The following is a 14,400-nucleotide window of genomic DNA, read 5'->3' on the forward strand; positions in this document are numbered from 1 at the left end:
TCCCGCGGGGACGTCCGGGACCCGGTCCGTCCCGTCCTCACGCGGCCGTCGGCAGCTCCGGGCGCAGCGGCCAGTCCGTGCTGACCGTCTCCTCCGTGCCGCCGCGCGCGAACCACGCCTGGAGCCCCCGTGCCTGCGCCGCGTGCCAAGCGGCCTGCAGCGTGTGCAGCTCGGCCGGGGACAGCCGCTCCAGGCGGGCCGCGTAGCGGCGGCCCAGCGCGCGTACGACCTCCAGCGCGGCCAGCGCGTCCGCCGCCGCGTCGTGCGCCGCCTCCAGGGGCACCTCGTAGTGCGCGCACAGGTCGGTCAGGGTGCGGCGGCCCTTGCGGTAGCGGTCCAGGTGCCTGTCCAGCACCCGCGGATCCAGCACCCGCAGCGGCACCGTCTCGAACCGGCGGCCGAGCGAGGAGGCGCGGTGCCGCCGCAACTCCCGGTCCAGCAGCGTGAGATCGAACGGCGCGTTCATCACCACCAGCGGACGTCCCAGCGCCGCGTGCTCGACCAGCTGCTCGGCTATCTCGTACATCACCGGCGCAGGCCAGCGGCCGTCGTGCTGCAGCTGCTCCTCCGTCAGCCCGTGCACCGCCGTCGCCGCCCCGGGCACCGGCACGCCCGGGTTCACCAGCCAGCGGGTGACCCGGGGCCGGGTGCCCGCCGCGTCCTGGACGACGACGGCGGCCGACACGATCCGGTCGGTCTCGACGTCCACGCCCGTCGTCTCCGTGTCGAAGGCCGCGAGCGGCCCTTCGTACCAGCACGTCATGCCCACCCCAACCCCTCGCTCACCCACGGCAGACGACGTCCGTCTTCTGCCCGTTCGGTGATACCCGGGCTGTTTGCGCCGTACGCCGGAAGGAGTCAACGGAAGTACGGATCTTCGCAGTTCAGCGGCGCGCGGCAGGAGACCGCCCGGCTCGCGGGACCGCCCGCCGGCCACGCCGGCCAGGGCGCCGGGGCGCGCCCGTCCGGGCGGACGGCGCCGGACGGGACCGGCCGATGGAGCCCCCGTACGGGCCCCGGCTTCTCCCCGGAGGCGTGCGGGCGGGCGGGGAGGCGGACCGGGGACAATCGTTTCGCGGTCGGCGCGCTCGGGTCGGTACGATCCTTGTGCGTGCGCTCCTGGTATGGCGCCGCACCCACCTTCAGGCAGGAGAGACCGGTGTCAGACGTCCGTGTGATCATCCAACGCGATTCCGAGCGGGAAGAACGCGTGGTGACGACGGGCACTACGGCCGCCGACCTCTTCGCGGGCGAGCGCTCGATCGTCGCCGCGCGGGTGGGCGGCGAGCTGAGGGACCTCGCGTACGAGCTGGCCGACGGCGACGAGGTCGAGGGCGTCGGGATCTCCTCCGAGGACGGCCTGAACATCCTGCGCCACTCCACCGCGCACGTCATGGCGCAGGCCGTGCAGGAACTGTTCCCCGAGGCCAAGCTGGGCATCGGCCCGCCCGTCAAGGACGGCTTCTACTACGACTTCGACGTCGACAAGCCGTTCACCCCCGAGGATCTCAAGGCCATCGAGAAGAAGATGCAGGAGATCCAGAAGCGCGGCCAGCGCTTCTCGCGCCGCGTGGTCACCGACGAGGCCGCCCGCGAGGAGCTGGCGGACGAGCCGTACAAGCTGGAGCTGATCGGCCTCAAGGGCTCGGCCTCCAGCGACGACGGCGCGGACGTCGAGGTCGGCGCCGGCGAGCTGACGATCTACGACAACCTGGACGCCAGGACCGGCGAGCTGTGCTGGAAGGACCTCTGCCGGGGTCCGCACCTGCCCTCGACCCGCCTGATCCCCGCGTTCAAGCTGATGCGCAACGCGGCCGCCTACTGGCGCGGCAGCGAGAAGAACCCGATGCTCCAGCGCATCTACGGCACCGCCTGGCCCTCCAAGGACGAGCTGAAGGCGCACCTCGACTTCCTCGCCGAGGCCGAGAAGCGCGACCACCGCAAGCTCGGCAGCGAGCTGGACCTGTTCTCCGTCCCGGAGCAGATCGGCTCCGGCCTCGCCGTCTTCCACCCCAAGGGCGGCATCGTCCGCCGGACCATGGAGGACTACTCGCGGCGCCGCCACGAGGAGGAGGGCTACGAGTTCGTCTACACCCCGCACGCGACGAAGGGGAAGCTCTTCGAGACCTCGGGCCACCTGGACTGGTACGCCGACGGCATGTACCCGCCCATGCAGCTCGACGAGGGCGTGGACTACTACCTCAAGCCCATGAACTGCCCGATGCACAACCTGATCTTCGACGCGCGCGGCCGCTCCTACCGCGAGCTGCCGCTGCGCCTGTTCGAGTTCGGGACCGTGTACCGGTACGAGAAGTCGGGCGTGGTGCACGGCCTGACCCGCGCCCGCGGCTTCACCCAGGACGACGCGCACATCTACTGCACCCGCGAGCAGATGTCCGAGGAGCTGGACAGGACGCTCACCTTCGTCCTGGGCCTGCTGCGCGACTACGGCCTGACCGACTTCTACCTGGAGCTGTCCACCAAGGACCCGGAGAAGTTCGTCGGCTCCGACGAGGCCTGGGAGGAGGCCACCGAGACGCTGCGCCAGGTCGCCGAGAAGCAGGGCCTGCCCCTGGTGCCCGACCCGGGCGGCGCCGCCTTCTACGGCCCGAAGATCTCCGTCCAGGCCAAGGACGCGATCGGCCGGACCTGGCAGATGTCGACCATCCAGCTCGACTTCAACCTGCCCGAGCGCTTCGACCTGGAGTACACCGGCCCCGACGGCTCCAAGCAGCGTCCGGTCATGATCCACCGTGCGCTCTTCGGCTCCATCGAGCGGTTCTTCGCGGTGCTCCTGGAGCACTACGCGGGCGCCTTCCCGGCCTGGCTGGCCCCCGTGCAGGCGATCGGCATCCCGATCGGCGACGCGCACGTCGGGTACCTGGAGAAGTTCGCGACGGCGGCCAGGAAGCAGGGGCTGCGCGTCGAGGTCGACTCCTCCTCGGACCGCATGCAGAAGAAGATCCGCAACGCCCAGAAGCAGAAGGTGCCCTTCATGGTCATCGCGGGCGACGAGGACATGTCGAACGGCTCGGTGTCCTTCCGCTACCGCGACGGCTCCCAGGAGAACGGCATCCCGTTCGACGAGGCCATCGCCAAGATCGCGAAGGTCGTCGCGGAGCGGGCGCAGGTCTGACCCCTCCCCGTACCCCTGTACTCGTCGCCGCGCGCGAACCGCCGCAGCACCAGCGACGGGAGCGACCCGTGGCCGCGCCGAGCAGGGCGACACCGCACGCCATCAGCCCCGCGGTGACCGTCCGGCCCGGCGGCCCGGCGCCACGTCGCCGCACCCGACGGCCGCCGGTGTCGTGCACGCCCACCGCACCGGGCCGCCGAAGGCGCGGACCGGGGCGTGCGGGGCCGCGCGCTCCCGCTTGCCGGCGCCGCACGCGGTCGTCGTCCACCGGCCAAGCTTGGCCGGTGGACGTCTTCCGGCCGCCCCGGCGACACGCCGCGAACAGGCGAAGCCATATGCTGCCTGACATGACGAGTGAGCCGGAGCAGCAGATCGGAGTGGGGACGCAGGACGCGTTCCAGCGCCTGTGGACGCCCCACCGGATGGCCTACATCCAGGGCGAGAACAAGCCGAGCGGCCCGGGGTCCGACGACGGCTGCCCCTTCTGTTCGATCCCGGCCAAGTCCGACGAGGACGGCCTGGTCGTGCGCCGCGGCGAACACGTCTACGCGGTCCTGAACCTCTACCCGTACAACGGCGGCCACCTGATGACCGTGCCGTACCGGCACGTGGCCGACTACACCGGTCTGACCGGGCCGGAGACCGCCGAGCTGGCCGAGCTGACCAAGCAGGCCATGACCGCCCTGCGCACCGCCTCGGGCGCCCACGGCTTCAACATCGGCATGAACCAGGGCGCGGTGGCCGGCGCGGGCATCGCCGCGCACCTGCACCAGCACATCGTCCCGCGCTGGGGCGGCGACACGAACTTCATGCCGGTGGTCGGCCACACGAAGGTGCTGCCGCAGCTCCTGGCCGACACCAGGAAGATGCTGGCGGAGGCCTGGCCGACGGCCGGGTGAGCGCCGCGCCGGCCGGGGCCCACCGGTCCGTCCGGTGTCCGGGGAGCGGGCCCGTCCGGGGTCGGAGCGGGTTCCGGGGCGGGGTCCCCCAGGACCCGCCCTCCCGGGGCCCGTACGAACCCCGCGGCGAACCGCCGCGGGCCTACGCGTCGTAGAGGTCGGCCTTGCGCGGTGCCGGATCCTGCACCTGCCCGCTGAGGAACGACGAGCGGCTGCCGAACTTCTCGGTGTCCACGCCGTTCTCCCGCAGGACCTTGATCGCGGCCGAGTGCACCACCCGCAGTACCGGCGTGGCCGCGCGCAGCGCGTCGTCGGCCATGAAGCGGTGCCGCCACGGCTGGTCGGCCCAGGCGTGCCGCAGACCGAACGGCTCGGGCAGCACGAGCGAGCCGCCAAGCCAGTTGAGCGCCGGCTGGTACCAGGTCAGCGGGGCGCGCGCGGCCAGCCGCACCACCTCGTCGGCCGGCACCAGCGGCAGCTTCACCGTGCGGCTCTCCCAGGGCTTGAAGCTCTTGGTGACCTGCTTGGACGGCGCCGAGGGCTTGCCCATGAACATCGGGTGCACCGGCCCCAGGGCGTGTCCCGTCACCTCGATGCGCAGCGTCTCGTGCAGCACGGTCACCGTGATCAGCATGGTGAGGACGAGCTGTCCGTCCCACAGGGTCCACTGCACGCCCAGGTAGTGCCGGTCACCGCTGCCGAACTGCTGCTTGTTGCAGATCTCCTGCACCGCGTGCGGCTTGACCTGGAAGGCCTCGACGTCGGTGCCCTCCGGCCGGGACACCGCCGTGGCGTTCTCCCCGACCGGGGTGACGATCCAGTGCCGTACGGACGGCTTGGGGAAGCCGCCGGTGTTCAGCGGGCCGCGCTCCAGCAGGCTCAGCTGGTCGTGGATCGCGCGTATGACGTCCCAGCTGCGGAAGGGGTGGATCTCCCGGGTGGGGTCGGCCGGCACCAGCTCCTCGGCGAGGTGCCAGGCGCCCCAGCGGGTGCCCATGCCGAGGATGCCCTTGGGGCCGGCGTAGAAGGCCGAGTTGGAGAGCTGCTCGGCGCTCAGCCGGGCCAGCGACTGGCGCAGCTCCTCGGCCGGGGTCTGGCCGGGGCTGTTCGGCACCGCCTCCGGGACCTTGGCCCCGACGCTGGTGCCCGACAGCAGGCCGTCCCAGCGCGCCCGCAGGTCCTGCGCGGTGCGCTCGCAGATCCGCTTCGCCCAGTACCAGCCCGCCACCGGGGCGACGACGCACGCACGGGCGTACCACCCCCAGAAGCCGCCGAACGGCATCTTCAGCAGGAAGAGGCCGGCCAGCAGGGCCACGCCGAGGAACAGCGACGTGGCCAGCGCCCCGGCCCGCTTGGCGTTCCGCCTGACCACGAAGGAGCGCACCAGGAAGACCAGCAGCCAGCCGAGCAGTCCGGGCAGGAAGAGCACCCCGCACACCACCATGACGGCGGACAGCCGGTTGTCGCGGTCCCGGCGGATGTGGTTGGCCGCCAGGCAGTGCTCCACCACGATCCGGGGCTCGACGCCGAAGGACTGGATGAGCGGCTTGCGGCCGGGCGCGAGCATGCGGTCCACGACCGCCCGCGAGAAGGCCTCGCCCAGATTGGGCTTGAGCATGGGGAGCCGGCCCGCCTTGACGGTCGACTGGTGCAGATCGTTGTCGGCCTTCTTGATCTCCTCGACCGGGCTGTCCCGGTAGGCCGCAGAGGCGAGCGCGAAGGTCGCCGCCTGGCCCTCGTCGCCGGAGACGGGCACCTGTGGCCCGTCCCACTCCGTTCCCACCGACATTCCCGCCCCTATCGCCACTGTCCTGCTCCTGCGGCTTTCCCGACTTCCCCGCCCCGCACACCTGTTGGGCCGACCGACGTGCCGGACACCGCGCGGTGATGGGCCCGGCGCGAGCACGACGTGATCGGGTGATCAGCGTATCCGCACCCACCGGCGCTCCGTCGGCGGACGGCGGAACCCGTCCGCCGGTTCGGCAGGCGGACGGGTCGCGCACCGCGGGCGCGCACTCAAACGGCGGCGCCCGCGTGTTCGCGGATCCGCTGGGCGACCTGCGGCGGCATCGGCTCGTGCCGCGCGTAGGCGCGGTCGAAGCGGGCCGTGCCGTGCGACAGGGAGCGCAGGTCGATCGCGTACCGGCCGATCTCGAACTCCGGGACCTCCGCGCGGACCAGGGTCCGCCCCGACCCCACCTGCTCGGTGCCCAGCACCCGGCCGCGCCGGCCCGACAGGTCGCTCATCACCGCGCCCACGTAGTCGTCGGCGACCAGCACCGTCACCTCGGCCACCGGCTCCAGCAGGTGGATCCGCGCCCCGGCGGCGGCCTCGCGCAGGGCCAGCGCGCCCGCCGTCTGGAAGGCGGCGTCGGAGGAGTCCACCGAGTGCGCCTTGCCGTCCAGCAGCGTGATCCGCACGTCCACGAGCGGGTGCCCGGCCGCGACCCCCTTGGCTGCCTGGGCGCGCACGCCCTTCTCCACGGACGGGACGAACTGCCGGGGCACGGCACCGCCGACCACCTTGTCCACGAACTCGATGCCCGAGCCGCCCGGCAGCGGCTCCACCTCGATCTCGCAGACGGCGTACTGCCCGTGCCCGCCGGACTGCTTGACGTGCCGGCCGCGCCCGGTGGCCTTCGCCGCGAACGTCTCGCACAGGCGGACCCGGTGCGGGACGACGTCGACCTGGACGCCGTACCGGCTGCGCAGCCGCTCCAGGGCCACGTCCGCGTGGGCCTCGCCCAGGCACCACAGGACCACCTGGTGGGTGTCCGGGTTCTGTTCCAGACGCATGGTGGGGTCCTCGGCGACCAGCCGGGCCAGCCCCTGCGAGAGCTTGTCCTCGTCCGCCTTGCCGTGCGCCTGGACGGCGAGCGGCAGCAGCGGGTCGGGCATCCGCCAGGGCTCCACCAGGAGCGGGTCGTCCTTGGCCGACAGGGTGTCCCCGGTCTCGGCACGGCCGAGCCTGGCCACGCACACCAGGTCGCCCGCGACGGCGTACGGCACGGGGCGCTGCTGCTTGCCGAAGGGCATGGACAGGGCGCCGGTCCTCTCGTCGACGTCGTGGTCCTCGTGGCCGCGGTCGGCCAGGCCGTGCCCGGAGACGTGCACCGCCTGGTCGGGGCGCAGGGTGCCGGAGAACACGCGGACCAGGCAGACGCGGCCGACGTAGGGGTCGGAAGCCGTCTTGACGACCTCGGCGGCCAGCGGGCCGTCCGTGTCGCACGGCTTCAGCTCGCGCGGCGCGCCGTCGACCGTGGTCACCCCCGGCAGGGCGTGTTCGAACGGGGTCGGGAACCCGCCGGTGACCAGTTCCAGCAGCTCGACGGTGCCGAGTCCCTGCCGGGCGGTCCCGGTGGCGGGCGCGGCGGCCAGCACGGGGAAGAACGTGCCGCGCGCCACGGCCCGCTCCAAGCCGTCGACCAGCGTCCCGACGTCCACCCGCTCACCGTCCAGGTAGCGGTCCATCAGGGTCTCGTCCTCGCTCTCGGCGATGATCCCCTCGATGAGCCGGTCGCGGGCCCGCCCGACGTCCGGCAGCCCGTCCTCGCCGGGCCGGGACTCCTTGCGCTCCCCGGTCGAGTAGTCGAACACCTGCTGCGACAGCAGTCCGATCAGCCCCGTCACGGGTGCGTGCCCGTCGGGGCCCTCCGGGCCGCGCAGCGGCAGGTACAGCGGCAGGACGGCGTCGGGGTCGTCGGCGCCGAAGGCCTCGGCGCACGCCCGGGTCGTCTCCTCGAAGTCCGCGCGGGCCGCCTCCAGGTGCGTGATCACGATGGCGCGGGGCATGCCGACGGCCTGGCACTCCTCCCACACCATCCTCGTCGAGCCGTCCACCCCGTCCGCGGCCGAGACGACGAAGAGGGCCGCGTCCGCGGCGCGCAGACCGGCCCTGAGCTCTCCGACGAAGTCGGCGTACCCGGGGGTGTCCAGGAGGTTGACCTTGATGCCGTTCCACTCGACCGGCACCAGCGAGAGCTGTACCGAGCGCTGCTGGCGGTGCTCGATGTCGTCGTAGTCGGAGACCGTGCCGCCGTCCTCCACGCGGCCCGCCCGGTTCACCGCCCCCGCGGTCAGCGCGAGGGCCTCCACCAGAGTCGTCTTGCCGGAGCCGCAGTGGCCGACCAGCACCACGTTCCGTACGGAGGCGGGCCGGTCGGCCGTCAGAGCCCTGCCGGCGGCCCCGGGGTGGTGTGCCTGTGGTTTGTCGCCCATGATCCTGCCTCCCGTGCACGGTGAGGTCACTGTGGGCGCGGACACGCGGGACCCGCGTGCACTGGCGGCTCCGGCGACGCCCGCGGTCCTTCGAGCTTTCCACTCCCGTCACGCCGCGTCCATACGACGGGCGGCGGCCCGCGGCGGCGGACACCGGTGCCAGGCCGTCACCCGCCCGCGCGCGTGGCTACGATGGGCCAGCCGGCGGCCACCAGGGGCCACGGTGACACCGACCGTCGGGAAGGCCATGCTGAACAAGTACGCGCGTGCATTCTTCACGCGTGTCCTCACACCGTTCGCCGCGTTTCTCATCCGGCGGGGCGTCAGCCCCGACACGGTCACGCTCATCGGCACGGCCGGCGTGGTCGCGGGGGCGCTGGTCTTCTACCCCCGGGGCGAGTTCTTCTGGGGCACGGTGGTGATCACGCTCTTCGTCTTCTCCGACCTGGTCGACGGCAACATGGCCCGCCAGCTGGGCCGCTCCAGCCGCTGGGGCGCCTTCCTGGACTCCACCCTCGACCGGGTCGCCGACGGCGCGATCTTCGGCGGTTTCGCCCTCTGGTACGCGGGCCTGGGCCACAACGACGTCCTGTGCGCCGTCGCGATCTTCTGCCTGGCCAGCGGCCAGGTGGTGTCGTACACCAAGGCGCGCGGCGAGTCGATCGGGCTGCCGGTCGCCGTCAACGGACTCGTGGAGCGTGCCGAGCGGCTGGTGGTCTCCCTGGTCGCCGCCGGTCTCGCGGGCCTGCACACGTTCGGTGTGCCGGGCATCCAGTGGCTGCTGCCGATCGCCCTGTGGATCGTCGCCGCGGGCAGCCTGGTCACGCTGGTCCAGCGGGTCGTCACCGTCCGCCGCGAGTCGGCCGAGGCGGAGGCGGCCACCCGGCAGGACGCCCCCCAGGGGAGCGGGACGGCACAGTGAGCACCGCCGAACGGTTCGCCGACTCGCTGTACGGCCTCGGCTGGAGCACCGTCAAGAAGCTCCCCGAGCCCGTCGCGGTCCGCCTCGGGCGGACCATCGCCGACCTCGCCTGGAAACAGCGCGGCAAGGGCGTGCGGCGCCTGGAGGCGAACTACGCGCGCGTGGTGCCCGACGCCACCCCCGAACGCCTCGCCGCGCTGACCCGCGCGGGCATGCGCTCCTACCTGCGCTACTGGATGGAGTCCTTCCGGCTCCCGGCGTGGAGCGCCGAACGCGTCCGGGCGGGCTTCGACCCCGAGGGCGTCCACCACCTGACCGACGGCCTGGCCGCCGGCCGGGGCGTGATCCTCGCCCTGCCGCACCTGGCCAACTGGGACCTGGCCGGCGCCTGGGTCACCACCCGGCTGGAGACGCCCTTCACCACGGTCGCCGAGCGCCTGAGGCCCGAGACGCTGTACGACCGCTTCGTCGCCTACCGCGAGGGCCTCGGCATGGAGGTCCTGCCGCACAGCGGCGCCTCCGCCTTCGGCACCCTGGCCCGGCGGCTGCGCGACGGCGGCCTGGTCTGCCTGGTCGCCGACCGCGACCTGTCCGCCTCCGGAGTCGAGGTCGACTTCTTCGGCGAACGGGCGCGGATGCCCGCGGGCCCCGCCCTGCTCGCCCAGCAGACGGGCGCCCTGCTGCTGCCCGTCACCCTCTGGTACGACGACTCGCCCGTCATGCAGGGCCGCGTGCACCCCGCCATCGGGGTGCCGGAGTCGGGGAAGCGGACCGAGAGGACGTCCGCCATGACACAGGCGCTGGCCGACGTCTTCGCCACCGGGATCGCCGACCATCCGGAGGACTGGCACATGCTCCAGCGCCTGTGGCTCGCCGACCTCGACCCCGCGAAGGGACCCTCGTGAGAATCGGGATCGTCTGCCCGTACTCCTGGGACGTGCCCGGCGGCGTCCAGTTCCACATCCGCGACCTCGCCGCGTACTTCCTCCGCCTCGGCCACGAGGTGTCCGTGCTCGCCCCCGCCGACGACGACACCCCGCTGCCGCCGTACGTCGTCTCCGCCGGCCGCGCGGTCCCGGTGCCGTACAACGGCTCGGTGGCCCGCCTGAACTTCGGCTTCCTGTCCGCCGCGCGGGTGCGGCGCTGGCTGCACGAGGGCGCGTTCGACGTGGTCCACATCCACGAGCCCACGTCCCCCTCCCTGGGCCTGCTGGCCTGCTGGGCGGCCCAGGGCCCCATCGTGGCCACCTTCCACACCTCCAACCCGCGCTCGCGCGCCATGATCGCCGCCTACGCGATCCTGCAGGCCGCGCTGGAGAAGATCAGCGCGCGGATCGCCGTCAGCGAGTACGCCCGCCGCACCCTGGTCGAGCACCTGGGCGGGGACGCGGTGGTCATCCCCAACGGCGTCGACGTCGACTTCTTCGCGAAGGCAGGGCCCCGGCCGCAGTGGCAGGGCGACACGATCGGCTTCATCGGCCGCATCGACGAGCCCCGCAAGGGGCTGCCGGTCCTGATGAGGGCGCTGCCCGCGATCCTGGCGGCCCGCCCGCAGGCCCGGCTGCTGGTCGCCGGCCGGGGCGACGAGGAGGCGGCCGTGGCGGACCTGCCCCGCGGGCTGCGCCCCCGGGTCGAGTTCCTCGGCATGATCAGCGACGAGGACAAGGCGCGCCTCCTGCGCAGCGTCGACCTGTACGTCGCGCCCAACACCGGCGGCGAGAGCTTCGGCATCATCCTCGTGGAGGCCATGTCGGCCGGTGCCCCCGTCCTCGCCTCCGACCTGGACGCCTTCGTCCAGGTCCTCGACCAGGGCAGGGCCGGCGAGGTTTTCGCCAACGAGGACGCCGACGCGCTGGCCGCGGCGGCCGTACGGCTGCTGCGGGACCCCGCGCGGCGGGCCGAGCTGCGCGAACGGGGCAGCGCCCACGTCCGCCGCTTCGACTGGTCCACGGTCGGCGCGGACATCCTGTCCGTCTACGAGACGGTCACCACGGGCACGGCGGCGGTCGCCGCCGACGAGCGGTCGGGACTGCGGGCCCGGCTGGGGCTGGTGCGGGACTGACCCGGCGGCGGGCCGCGGCGGTCCGCGGCCTGCCGATAGCCTTCGGCCGTGACCGCAACCCTCATCTGGATCCCCGTCGCGCTCCTGGCGATCGGCGTGTACCTGAGCTGGACGGCCGGACGGCTGGACCGGCTGCACGTGCGGATGGACGCCGCCCGGGCCGCGCTCGACGCGCAGCTGCTGCGCCGGGCGTCCGTGGCCCAGGAACTGGCCACCTCGGGCGTGCTGGACCCCGCCGCCTCCATCGTGCTCTACGAGGCCGCGCACGCCGCCCGGCAGGCGGAGGGGGAACAGCGGGAGGTCGCCGAGAGCGAGCTGAGCCAGGCGCTGCGCGCGGTGTTCGGGGACCCGCGGCAGGTCGAGGGCGTCCGCGCGGCACCGGGCGGCGAGGAGGCGGTCCGCGAGCTGGCCGAGGCCGTGCGCCGGGTCCCGATGGCCCGCCGCTTCCACAACGACGCCGTGGGGGCCGCGCGGCGGCTGCGCGGGCACCGCAAGGTGCGCTGGTTCCGGCTGGCCGGCCACGCGCCGTTCCCGCTGGCCGTCGAGATGGACGACGAGCCGCCCGCCGCCCTGGCGGACCGGACGGGCTGAGCCCCGGCGCCCCGCGCGGGCCAAAAGGATCCACCGGCTTGCCATTGGCCCTTGCAGTGGCCTGGTCCCCTCGCGTTTCCTCGGTGACGCAGAAAACCCTCTTTCCCATCAGTGAGGTCACCCGTGTCCACCACCGAGAACCAGGCTCCCGAGACCGGCACCGCCCGCGTGAAGCGCGGTATGGCCGAGCAGCTCAAGGGTGGCGTGATCATGGACGTCGTCACGCCGGAGCAGGCGAAGATCGCCGAGGACGCGGGCGCCGTCGCCGTCATGGCCCTGGAGCGGGTCCCGGCCGACATCCGCAAGGACGGCGGCGTGGCCCGCATGTCCGACCCGGACATGATCGAGGGCATCATCGACGCCGTCTCGATCCCGGTCATGGCCAAGTCCCGCATCGGCCACTTCGTCGAGGCCCAGGTGCTGCAGTCCCTCGGCGTCGACTACATCGACGAGTCCGAGGTCCTCACCCCGGCCGACGAGGTCAACCACTCCGACAAGTGGGCCTTCACCACCCCCTTCGTCTGCGGTGCCACCAACCTCGGCGAGGCCCTGCGCCGCATCGCCGAGGGCGCCGCGATGATCCGCTCCAAGGGCGAGGCCGGCACCGGCAACGTCGTCGAGGCCGTCCGCCACCTGCGCCAGATCAAGAACGAGATCGCCCGGCTGCGCGGCTTCGACAACCACGAGCTGTACGCCGCCGCCAAGGAGCTGCGCGCCCCCTACGAGCTGGTCAGGGAGGTCGCCGAACTGGGCAAGCTCCCGGTCGTCCTCTTCTCCGCCGGCGGTGTCGCCACCCCGGCCGACGCCGCCCTGATGCGCCAGCTCGGCGCCGAGGGCGTCTTCGTCGGCTCCGGCATCTTCAAGTCCGGCGACCCGGCCAAGCGCGCCGCCGCCATCGTGAAGGCCACCACCTTCTACGACGACCCGAAGATCATCGCGGACGCCTCCCGCAACCTCGGCGAGGCCATGGTCGGCATCAACTGCGACACCCTCCCCGAGACCGAGCGCTACGCCAACCGCGGCTGGTGACCGCCCCCGGCACCCGCCGCGGGACCACCCCCGGTCCGACCACCGAGGAACTGCACCTCCATGACTGACGCACCCGTCATAGGCGTCCTGGCCCTCCAGGGCGACGTACGGGAGCACCTCATCGCCCTGGCCGCGGCGGACGCCGTGGCCAGGCCGGTGCGGCGCCCCGAGGAACTCGCCGGGGTCGACGGCCTCGTCCTGCCCGGCGGCGAGTCCACCACCATCTCCAAGCTGGCCGTCCTGTTCGGGCTGATGGAACCCCTGCGCGCGCGCGTGCGCGACGGCATGCCCGTCTACGGCACCTGCGCGGGCATGATCATGCTCGCCGACAAGATCCTCGACCCGCGCTCGGGCCAGGAGACCGTCGGCGGCATCGACATGATCGTGCGCCGCAACGCCTTCGGGCGGCAGAACGAGTCCTTCGAGGCCGCGGTCGGCGTGCGGGGCGTGCCCGGCGCCCCCGTGGAGGGCGTCTTCATCCGCGCCCCCTGGGTCGAGTCCGTCGGCGCCGGGGTCGAGGTGCTCGCCGAGCACGACGGCCACATCGTCGCGGTCCGCCAGGGCGACGCGCTCGCCACGTCGTTCCACCCGGAGCTGACCGGCGACCACCGCGTGCACTCCTTGTTCACCGACATGGTGCGCGCCAACCGGGCGCGCGACTCCTTGTAGGATCTCCCGGGGTGACCCCGCAGCCGTGAGGCCGGGGAGTTCGTACGGGATGGGTTACGCGAAGGAGACAGGCAGATGTCCGGCCACTCTAAATGGGCCACGACGAAGCACAAGAAGGCCGTGATCGACGCCAAGCGCGGCAAGCTCTTCGCGAAGCTGATCAAGAACATCGAGGTCGCGGCGCGGATGGGCGGCGCCGACCCCGAGGGCAACCCGACGCTGTACGACGCCATCCAGAAGGCGAAGAAGTCGTCGGTCCCGAACAAGAACATCGACTCCGCGGTCAAGCGCGGCGCGGGCCTGGAGGCCGGCGGCGCCGACTACGAGACGATCATGTACGAGGGCTACGGCCCCAACGGCGTCGCGGTGCTCATCGAGTGCCTCACCGACAACCGCAACCGCGCCGCCTCCGAGGTCCGCGTCGCCATGACCCGCAACGGCGGCTCCATGGCCGACCCGGGCTCGGTGTCCTACCTGTTCAACCGCAAGGGTGTCGTCATCGTCCCCAAGAGCGGGCTGAGCGAGGACGACGTGCTCGGCGCGGTCCTGGACGCCGGTGCCGAGGAGGTCAACGACCTCGGCGAGTCCTTCGAGGTCGTCAGCGAGGCCACCGACCTGGTCGCGGTCCGCACCGCCCTGCAGGACGCCGGCATCGACTACGACTCCGCCGAGGCCAACTTCGTCCCGACCATGCAGGTCGAACTGGACGAGGAGGGCGCCAAGAAGATCTTCAAGCTGATCGACGCCCTGGAGGACAGCGACGACGTGCAGAACGTCTTCGCCAACTTCGACGTCAGCGACGAGGTCATGGAGAAGGTCGACGCGTAGCGCCGGCGCGAACCGCGCGGGAACCCACGGGCCGACGGGACACCCC

12 protein-coding genes are annotated in these 14,400 nt (G+C 72.7%); 9 read left to right on the plus strand and 3 right to left on the minus strand.

What is annotated here, in order from left to right:
- Positions 1 to 37 precede the first annotated feature (37 nt).
- Positions 38 to 763 carry a 3'-5' exonuclease gene (locus QQY24_RS25450; RefSeq protein ID WP_301975041.1) on the minus strand — a complete coding sequence of 242 codons (726 nt, stop codon included), beginning with the start codon at positions 761 to 763 and terminating at the stop codon, positions 38 to 40.
- A 396-nt stretch (positions 764 to 1,159) separates the two neighbouring features.
- On the opposite strand from QQY24_RS25450, the gene thrS reads away from it, so the two are divergent.
- Both thrS and QQY24_RS25460 read left to right on the plus strand, forming a co-directional pair.
- Complete coding sequence (gene thrS, locus QQY24_RS25455) at positions 1,160 to 3,136, plus strand: threonine--tRNA ligase (protein ID WP_301975042.1); 1,977 nt, start codon at positions 1,160 to 1,162, stop codon at positions 3,134 to 3,136.
- A 335-nt stretch (positions 3,137 to 3,471) separates the two neighbouring features.
- Positions 3,472 to 4,035, plus strand: a complete 564-nt coding sequence (locus QQY24_RS25460; RefSeq protein WP_301975043.1) for an HIT domain-containing protein — start codon at positions 3,472 to 3,474, stop codon at positions 4,033 to 4,035.
- A gap of 142 nt (positions 4,036 to 4,177) precedes the next feature.
- On the opposite strand, the gene QQY24_RS25465 is transcribed toward QQY24_RS25460, so the two are convergent.
- Both QQY24_RS25465 and QQY24_RS25470 read right to left on the minus strand, forming a co-directional pair.
- Positions 4,178 to 5,824: a hypothetical protein gene (locus QQY24_RS25465; RefSeq protein WP_301975044.1), complete on the minus strand. Its 1,647-nt coding sequence runs from the start codon at positions 5,822 to 5,824 to the stop codon at positions 4,178 to 4,180.
- 227 nt (positions 5,825 to 6,051) lie between these two features.
- The gene (locus tag QQY24_RS25470) at positions 6,052 to 8,253 is read right to left on the minus strand and encodes an elongation factor G-like protein EF-G2 (protein WP_301975045.1); all 2,202 of its coding nucleotides are present in this window, start codon (positions 8,251 to 8,253) and stop codon (positions 6,052 to 6,054) included.
- Between the two features lie 247 nt (positions 8,254 to 8,500).
- On the opposite strand from QQY24_RS25470, the gene pgsA reads away from it, so the two are divergent.
- The 7 genes from pgsA (at position 8,501) to QQY24_RS25505 (ending at position 14,354) form a co-directional block, all read left to right on the plus strand.
- Positions 8,501 to 9,175 (plus strand): phosphatidylinositol phosphate synthase, encoded by a 675-nt coding sequence (pgsA, locus tag QQY24_RS25475; protein WP_367658054.1) that lies wholly within the window; start codon positions 8,501 to 8,503, stop codon positions 9,173 to 9,175.
- Positions 9,172 to 10,080 (plus strand): phosphatidylinositol mannoside acyltransferase, encoded by a 909-nt coding sequence (locus QQY24_RS25480; RefSeq protein ID WP_301975047.1) that lies wholly within the window; start codon positions 9,172 to 9,174, stop codon positions 10,078 to 10,080. The genes pgsA and QQY24_RS25480 overlap by 4 nt, the downstream gene beginning before the upstream one ends.
- On the plus strand, positions 10,077 to 11,237 hold the full coding sequence (locus QQY24_RS25485; protein WP_301975048.1) for a glycosyltransferase family 4 protein: 1,161 nt from the start codon (positions 10,077 to 10,079) through the stop codon (positions 11,235 to 11,237). Before QQY24_RS25480 ends, QQY24_RS25485 begins: the two co-directional genes overlap by 4 nt.
- A gap of 48 nt (positions 11,238 to 11,285) precedes the next feature.
- Complete coding sequence (locus tag QQY24_RS25490) at positions 11,286 to 11,828, plus strand: hypothetical protein (protein WP_301975049.1); 543 nt, start codon at positions 11,286 to 11,288, stop codon at positions 11,826 to 11,828.
- A 123-nt stretch (positions 11,829 to 11,951) separates the two neighbouring features.
- Positions 11,952 to 12,857, plus strand: a complete 906-nt coding sequence (gene pdxS, locus QQY24_RS25495; RefSeq protein WP_301975050.1) for a pyridoxal 5'-phosphate synthase lyase subunit PdxS — start codon at positions 11,952 to 11,954, stop codon at positions 12,855 to 12,857.
- Between the two features lie 60 nt (positions 12,858 to 12,917).
- Positions 12,918 to 13,526, plus strand: a complete 609-nt coding sequence (gene pdxT / locus QQY24_RS25500; RefSeq protein WP_301975051.1) for a pyridoxal 5'-phosphate synthase glutaminase subunit PdxT — start codon at positions 12,918 to 12,920, stop codon at positions 13,524 to 13,526.
- Between the two features lie 75 nt (positions 13,527 to 13,601).
- Complete coding sequence (locus QQY24_RS25505; RefSeq protein WP_301975052.1) at positions 13,602 to 14,354, plus strand: YebC/PmpR family DNA-binding transcriptional regulator; 753 nt, start codon at positions 13,602 to 13,604, stop codon at positions 14,352 to 14,354.
- The last annotated feature ends 46 nt before the right edge of the window (positions 14,355 to 14,400 follow it).

The sequence above is a fragment of the Streptomyces sp. TG1A-8 genome, from assembly GCF_030499535.1.
In the GTDB taxonomy this organism is placed as follows: domain Bacteria; phylum Actinomycetota; class Actinomycetes; order Streptomycetales; family Streptomycetaceae; genus Streptomyces.